9 protein-coding genes are annotated in these 7088 nt (G+C 50.7%); 8 read left to right on the top strand and 1 reads right to left on the bottom strand.

Annotation, left to right across the window (positions count from 1 at the left end; genetic code table 11):
- Positions 1–210 (top strand): hypothetical protein (locus ACO0LL_RS17860; RefSeq protein WP_422952180.1); only part of this gene is annotated, 210 nt, incomplete at its 5' end.
- A 703-nt stretch (positions 211–913) separates the two neighbouring features.
- Positions 914–1348: a VOC family protein gene (locus ACO0LL_RS17855; protein ID WP_422952179.1), complete on the top strand. Its 435-nt coding sequence runs from the start codon at positions 914–916 to the stop codon at positions 1346–1348.
- An 84-nt stretch (positions 1349–1432) separates the two neighbouring features.
- On the opposite strand, the gene paaX is transcribed toward ACO0LL_RS17855, so the two are convergent.
- A complete protein-coding gene (paaX, locus tag ACO0LL_RS17850) occupies positions 1433–2353 on the bottom strand; it encodes a phenylacetic acid degradation operon negative regulatory protein PaaX (RefSeq protein ID WP_422952178.1) in 921 nt (306 codons plus the stop codon).
- 197 nt (positions 2354–2550) lie between these two features.
- On the opposite strand from paaX, the gene paaA reads away from it, so the two are divergent.
- The 6 genes from paaA to paaG are packed head-to-tail and all read left to right on the top strand — an operon-like array spanning position 2551 to position 7083.
- Entirely contained in the window at positions 2551–3540 is a 990-nt protein-coding gene (gene paaA, locus ACO0LL_RS17845; protein ID WP_422952177.1) for a 1,2-phenylacetyl-CoA epoxidase subunit PaaA, read from the top strand.
- 28 nt (positions 3541–3568) lie between these two features.
- Positions 3569–3853: a 1,2-phenylacetyl-CoA epoxidase subunit PaaB gene (gene paaB, locus ACO0LL_RS17840; RefSeq protein ID WP_110252930.1), complete on the top strand. Its 285-nt coding sequence runs from the start codon at positions 3569–3571 to the stop codon at positions 3851–3853.
- 47 nt (positions 3854–3900) lie between these two features.
- Positions 3901–4656: a 1,2-phenylacetyl-CoA epoxidase subunit PaaC gene (paaC, locus tag ACO0LL_RS17835; RefSeq protein WP_422952176.1), complete on the top strand. Its 756-nt coding sequence runs from the start codon at positions 3901–3903 to the stop codon at positions 4654–4656.
- A gap of 8 nt (positions 4657–4664) precedes the next feature.
- The gene (gene paaD / locus ACO0LL_RS17830; protein ID WP_422952175.1) at positions 4665–5180 is read left to right on the top strand and encodes a 1,2-phenylacetyl-CoA epoxidase subunit PaaD; all 516 of its coding nucleotides are present in this window, start codon (positions 4665–4667) and stop codon (positions 5178–5180) included.
- A gap of 34 nt (positions 5181–5214) precedes the next feature.
- Positions 5215–6291 carry a 1,2-phenylacetyl-CoA epoxidase subunit PaaE gene (gene paaE, locus ACO0LL_RS17825; protein ID WP_422952174.1) on the top strand — a complete coding sequence of 359 codons (1077 nt, stop codon included), beginning with the start codon at positions 5215–5217 and terminating at the stop codon, positions 6289–6291.
- The gene (paaG, locus tag ACO0LL_RS17820) at positions 6292–7083 is read left to right on the top strand and encodes a 2-(1,2-epoxy-1,2-dihydrophenyl)acetyl-CoA isomerase PaaG (protein ID WP_422952173.1); all 792 of its coding nucleotides are present in this window, start codon (positions 6292–6294) and stop codon (positions 7081–7083) included. It begins immediately after the preceding gene.
- Positions 7084–7088 lie beyond the last annotated feature (5 nt).

The raw sequence follows: 7088 nt of genomic DNA, 5'->3' as shown, positions 1-7088 counted from the left end.
ATCCCGAACAGGACCGTGAAACGATTACGCGCCAATGATAGTGCTGCAACCAGTGTGAAAGTAGGTTATCGTCAGGCTTTTATTCCGCATACCCCCGCTCATTTAATTGAGTGGGGGTTTTGCTTTTGTGCGAACGGAAAACACACCAAGCTTCTAGCAGTAACAAACATCAAAAGAATCAAAAACTACGTCAAGACCTCTCAACACTGAGGCACTGAGACACAAAGCGACACTGAGAAAGGCGAGAACGGCAAAAGAACAGCAAAAACATGCGAACTTCTCTGTTTTTACTTTGTGACTCACACCCTTTGTATTTCATTCTCGAAGTGCTGGTATCCAATTCATCTCAGTAGGGTGCGCTGCGCGCACTATCCATCGCTCTCTTACTCACCGCACGGCACCTCAACCAACGACACTGGGCTCCAGCCTGCGCTGGAGCGACGAATTTGAGGGTAGCTCTCTTGCGACCTATGTGGTTCGCGGCCAGCGTCGCTGATCAACTTGCTGGTTAGTTCAAGTCTTTGCATCTACATGCACACATTTCAACGATGCACCTTTAAACCGTCGCTCCTGCGTAGGCAGGAGCCCAGCGGCTTTCGTGGATCACGTAGATGTTCGCTTCAGGATTTGCATTAATCGAGCCTTTTATGATGTATGCGTGGATTTCTTGTGGCTACTATTTGAGTATCATTTTTTCTTTGGCGTAAATCTCTTGCATCGACTTACCGTCAATATCAATCCATGTTGTTGCTAAGTAATTTGATTGAGTTTGCATTCACAAACCACAGGTCTGGAAAGAATCCATCCGACTTTTATGATAACTTCTGTATGACGATGAATGCCCTGGATGAGAACTCGCCACACATCAAGTGTGGCGAGCATGTGCTTCAGCAATTAGATGGTGAGAAAGCCTATGACAATTAAACGTATGGACAACATCCTCATCGTTGTCGATGATCTGGAAGCCGTCAAAGCCTTCTTCATTGCGCTTGGCCTCACACTTGAGGGAGAGACTACAGTCGAAGGCCCTTTGATAGGTAGCTTGATCGGTCTCAAGGATGTGCGCGCAACTCTTGCAATGATGCGGACTCCCGATGGACAAGGAATTGAGCTGGATAAATTTCACACACCGGAAGCGATCAGGTTCGGGCCTGTGGATGCGCCGGTGAATACGCTGGGCCTGCGTCGCATCATGTTTGCCGTCGATGGTATTCACGATATTGTGGCCCGCATGCTTGAACACGGGGCCGAGCTGATTGGCGAAATGCAGTATGAGAATACGTATAAGCTGGCTTATATCCGGGGACCTGAGGGCATTATTGTTGCGCTCGCCGAGCAACTGCCCTGAGACGTGACTATAAGCAGTTGCTTCAACAAACGCATCGCTTTCAATATGGCATAAGGCAAAAGGACATAAAGCAAATTCATGGCTTTAAAAAAGCCCGCCAAACCTTTCCTGTAGACTCAAACCGCCATCCTGTCGATGTTCAGGATCCAGCGCCTGACTCAACAAGTTTTCTGCTGGCCGGAAACAAGCCCGGTATAAATCGCGGCATAACCGGTACGCCTCATCACCTAGCCAACCTTCGGGACGCAAACTGCTCGGCAAATTGGGATCGTGCAACTGGGTACGGCGAAAACTGTGTATTAGCAGACTGCGGATAACAAAGGCCGCGTGCTCAGGCAAATGCTGTCCTTGCACCAGTTTTTTCAGTGGCGAGAATGCTTCAATAAAATTCTTGTAGGCGATATTCACTTCATCGAGCTGCCAGTGGCTGGCGATCAGTGATGGTAGCGGGCGGGCATTGGGCAAATTCAAATCGCTGGTGCGGCATACCGTGCATAATCCGGCGAAACCGTTACGTCCCAGCACATTTTGCAAGGCTGCAGTATCTGCCTGGGGATGGGCAAACACCCCGGCATTAATCATGCGAAAACCTTCCCACAGCAATTCTTTTTTCAGGCTGGCTTTATTGCCGGTTGATGTATCGTCGCCACTCATGATGACTAGCGTCCAGTAGTGATCCCACTTGCCAGTTTGTGGCACATACACGCGCTTGTAGGCATGCTGGAACCTGGCATAGCTTGCGGTTGCCAGTTGATAAGTGCTGCGTCGGCCGTCCCGTTTGGCTTCCAGCCAGCCTTCTTCGGCCAGTCTGAACACGCTGGTACGTACTAATCTGTCATTAATGCCAAAATGACTCATTAATGAGATTAAACTACCTAGCCATATCGTACCGCCATGCGGCGCAATGGCGTCGCCAAAGACCGTCATCACCAGGGACTTTGCCCTTGGCGGATTATTGGTTAGTTGCTGGTCTATCCAGGTTTGGATGGCAGTGCTGGTCTGCATGCGGCTGTGTAGGTGATGATATGTGAGTATTGGTTGTTGTCCAGATTTTACCTATGGTGTAGCTGATGAGGGGCAAATACCTTAAAAAATTAAAATGATACAAAAAAAATTAAACATCAATAAAAACTGTATCATATAATTGTTTGACGCAGATCAATCTTCCATGTTCGCATCCTCAGGATGCCAAGGAGTGTTTCATGTATGCACAATTAGTCGAGACCGGCTTGAGCAAGCTCAAAACTGCAGAAGAGTTGAGCGATGCCGAGCGCGCTTTCCAGGAGCGCATCGATGCCGGTATCCGTATTGAAGCCAAAGACTGGATGCCGGACGCCTACAGAAAAACCCTGATACGGCAAATCTCCCAGCATGCGCATTCCGAAATCGTTGGTCAATTGCCAGAAGGTAACTGGGTCACGCGCGCGCCTACTTTAAAACGCAAAGCCATTTTGCTGGCAAAAATCCAGGATGAAGCTGGGCATGGCTTGTATCTTTACAGCGCTGCTGAAACCCTGGGTGTATCACGTGATGAGCTACTGGCCGACTTGCATTCCGGTAAAGCCAAGTATTCTAGCATCTTCAATTACCCGACCCTGAGTTGGGCTGATATGGGGGCGATAGGCTGGCTGGTTGATGGCTCAGCCATCATCAACCAGATACCTTTGTGCCGCTGCTCTTACGGCCCGTATTCACGCGCCATGATACGCGTATGCAAGGAAGAATCTTTCCATGCGCGCCAGGGTTACGACATCATGATGACACTGTGCCGTGGCACAGCAGAACAAAAAGCCATGGCCCAAGATGCATTGAATCGTTACTGGTGGCCAGCGTTAATGATGTTTGGCCCGCCTGATGCTGCATCGGTGAATAGCGCTCAATCTGCGCAATGGCGTATCAAGCTTTTTTCCAATGATGAACTGCGTCAGCGCATGGTGGACCAGACCGTGCCACAGATTGAATACCTGGGACTGGAACTGCCTGACCCTGCTATCAAATGGAATGAAGAACGCGGCCATTATGATTTTGGTGAAATCAACTGGGATGAGTTTTACCAGGTCTTGAAAGGCAATGGCCCCTGTAACCGTGAACGCCTGCGTACCCGTGTCAAAGCCTATGACGATGGCGCATGGTTCCGCGATGCCTTGCAGGCCCATGCCGATAAGCAGCAAGAAAATAAAAAAAGCGCATAAAAATAGATAAGAGAGTAGGAGACAGATCATGAGCAAAGAATGGCCCTTGTGGGAAGTATTCATCCGTAGCCAGCACGGCCTGGCGCATAAACATGTAGGTAGCCTGCATGCACCTGATGCAGAAATGGCGATCAACCATGCGCGCGATGTCTATACCCGACGCAATGAAGGTGTCAGCATCTGGGTGGCACGGGCTGGTGATATTTTTGCCAGCAGCCCCGGCGATAAAGAAGCTTTGTTTGAGCCATCAAATAGCAAGGTCTACCGACACCCAACCTTCTTCCCCATGCCGGATGAAGTCAAGAATCTGTAATTGAACTCTGTCTATACATCATAGCTAAATAATTCTGGAGAATTGAGATGTCAGAGGATAAGTTCAATCATGTTTTACGTCTGGCAGACCATGCCATGATACTCAGCCAGCGTTTGTCGCAATGGTGTGGCAAGGGGCCTGCGTTGGAAGAGGACATGGCATTGACCAATGTGGCGCTGGATCTGATAGGCCAGGCGAGGCTCTGGTATGCCTATGCGGCAGAGCTGGAAGGCAAGGGACGTACCGAAGATGATCTGGCGTTCTTGCGTGATGCCCACGACTTTCATAATTTTTTATTGCTCGAACAGCCTAACGGTACTTATGCCGACACCCTGATGCGGCAATTCCTGTTTGACACCTGGCATTACCATTATCTGCAAGCGCTGAAGCAATCTACCGATCAGCAGATTGCTGCCATCGCAGAAAAATCACTGAAAGAAGTCACTTACCATTTGCGTCGCAGCAGCGACCTGGTGGTACGTCTGGGTGATGGTACTGAATTGAGTCAGAAAATGATGCAGACCGCTCTAGAAGAATTGTGGCGCTTCACTGGCGAAATGTTTATGGACGATCAGGTCGACGTCGCCATGCATGCGGCAGACATAGCGCCTTTACCTTCACATTTGAAAGCCGCCTGGGATACCCATCTGGTCGATGTCATGCATGCTGCCACTTTGCGTCTGCCTGATGCCAATAGCTGGATGCAAAAGGGTGGCAAGCAAGGTGTGCATACTGAACACATGGGTTACCTGCTGGCAGAAATGCAGTTCTTGCAGCGTGCCTATCCGGGGGCGCTATGGTAGTGTCTGCCATGGACTACGTACTAAATCCACCTGCCAGCACAGGGCAGATCTGGCAATGGCTGGGGGAGGTCAGTGACCCTGAAATTCCGGTCATTTCGGTGACGGACCTGGGCATTATCCGCGCGGTGGAATGGCAGGGGGGCGAGTGTGTCATCACGATTACGCCGACCTATTCTGGTTGCCCGGCCATGGATGTGATTGCCGAAGAAATAGCCAAGGTATTGCAGGCGCATGGCATCAAGCCGCCCAGCATTGTTTATCAATTGTCACCCGCCTGGAGTACCGACTGGATGACAGAGGCAGGTAAGCAAAAGCTCAGCGGCTATGGCATTGCGCCACCACAGCAACAGGTAGTGGATATCTCCTCCATCCAGCGTTATCGTGAACTACATCCAGCCATCGCTTGCCCGCAATGCGGCTCTGTCGATACCCAACTGGTCAGCCAGTTTGGATCAACTGCCTGCAAGGCGCTGTATAGATGCAAGTCTTGCCTGGAACCTTTTGATTACTTCAAACCGCATTGAGCGAATAATAAAAATAAAAAGGAGACGACAATACATGAGCAAATTTTATCCGCTGACAGTCAGCCAGATACGGCCAGAAACCCGTGATGCCGTAGTCTTGAGTTTTGCCGTGCCAGCGGATCTGCAGGCGCAATTTGCCTATCGTGAAGGGCAGCACCTGACCTTGCGTGCCAAGATAGCAGGCGAAGACGTGCGGCGCTCTTATTCGATTTGTTCTGCCGTACAGGATGGGCAGTTGCGGGTTGCCATCAAGCGCGTGCAAGGTGGTGCATTTTCCAATTGGGTACATGACAGCTTGCGCCCAGGTATGGAGATCGAAGTCATGCCCGCCATGGGGCATTTCAATTTGCCGCTAGCTGCTGAACATGAAAAGCACTATCTGGCATTTGCTGCTGGCAGCGGCATCACGCCTTTGCTGTCCATTATCAAGACTACACTGCAGACAGAACCGCAGAGCAAATTTACTCTGGTGTATGGTAACCGGGCATCATCGACTGTCATGTTCAAGGAGGAGCTGGCAGCATTGAAAGACAGTTATTTGCAGCGCCTGAACCTGATCTACATCATGAGCCGCGAGCAGCAGGATATAGACTTGTTTAATGGCCGCATCACCGCTGAAAAATGCCTGAACTTGTTTGATCAATGGATACGCATAGATGACATGGATGCTGCCTTCATCTGCGGGCCAGAAGAAATGATGCATGCCGTCAGCGCAGCCTTGCAACAGCGTGGCATGCCCAAAGAGCAGATCAAGGTCGAGTTGTTTGCCGCCAGCATACCGGCGCACCGGCATGTCGCCAGCGCCAAGCCTTTGCCAGGCAAATCGTCCTGTGCCGTGACGATTATCATGGATGGTCATCACACGCATTTCGACATGGAAAAAGATAAGGAATCTGTACTGGATGCCGCCCTGAAGCTGGGGCATGATATGCGTTATTCCTGCAAGGGCGGTGTGTGCTCTACCTGCCGCTCCAAAGTCGTGGAAGGCAAGGTCGATATGGATAGGAATTACGCCCTCGAAGATTATGAAGTTGCACGCGGATTTGTGCTGACCTGCCAGAGTTTCCCCGTCAGCGATACCCTGACTCTGGATTTTGATAGCGAGAATTGAATGGACTATTCCCACATCCTGTTTCACATCAGTGACGGTATTGCCCACCTGACCCTGAACCGCCCTGAAAAATTGAATAGTTTCAACGTTGCCATGCATCTGGAAATACAGGATGCACTGGCTACCTTACGTGCCGATGCCTCGATTCGCGTCATGGTATTGACAGGTGCCGGGCGCGGTTTTTGTGCAGGTCAGGATTTATCTGACCGTACCGTCAGTGCCGACGGTGCACCTCCAGATCTGGGTGAGTCAGTAGAAAAATATTATGCGCCGCTGGTACTTGCCTTGCGTGCCTTGCCCATCCCGGTTATTTGCGCAGTGAATGGTGTAGCAGCCGGCGCCGGTGCCAATTTGCCGCTGGCCTGCGATATCGTATTGGCTGCACGCTCGGCCAGTTTTGTTGAGGTTTTTTGTAAGCTGGGTCTGATACCAGATACTGGCGGCACTTACTTCTTGCCGCGCGCATTGGGTACAGCCAGAGCCATGGGCGCAGCCATGCTAGGTGGAAAAATCAGCGCTGAACAGGCAGAGCAATGGGGCCTGATCTGGAAATGTGTGGATGATGATCAGTTGCAGACCGAAGCCATGGCTTTGGCCACGCATTTTGCATCTGCCCCAACCAAAGGTTTGGCCTTCACCAAGCAGGCAATTTACGCCAGCCCCCAAAATACTCTGGAGCAGCAATTGACTCTGGAAACCAATATGATGCGTGAACTGGGGCAGAGCCAGGATTATCGCGAAGGCGTCGCGGCATTTGTAGAGAAGCGCGCGCCCCATTTTGTTGGCAAGTAAGTTTG

Source organism: Undibacterium sp. TC4M20W, from assembly GCF_049340245.1.
In the GTDB taxonomy this organism is placed as follows: Bacteria; Pseudomonadota; Gammaproteobacteria; order Burkholderiales; family Burkholderiaceae_D; genus Undibacterium.
Note: the sequence above shows the minus strand (reverse complement) of the source record. Positions and strands in the feature narration are given on the sequence as shown.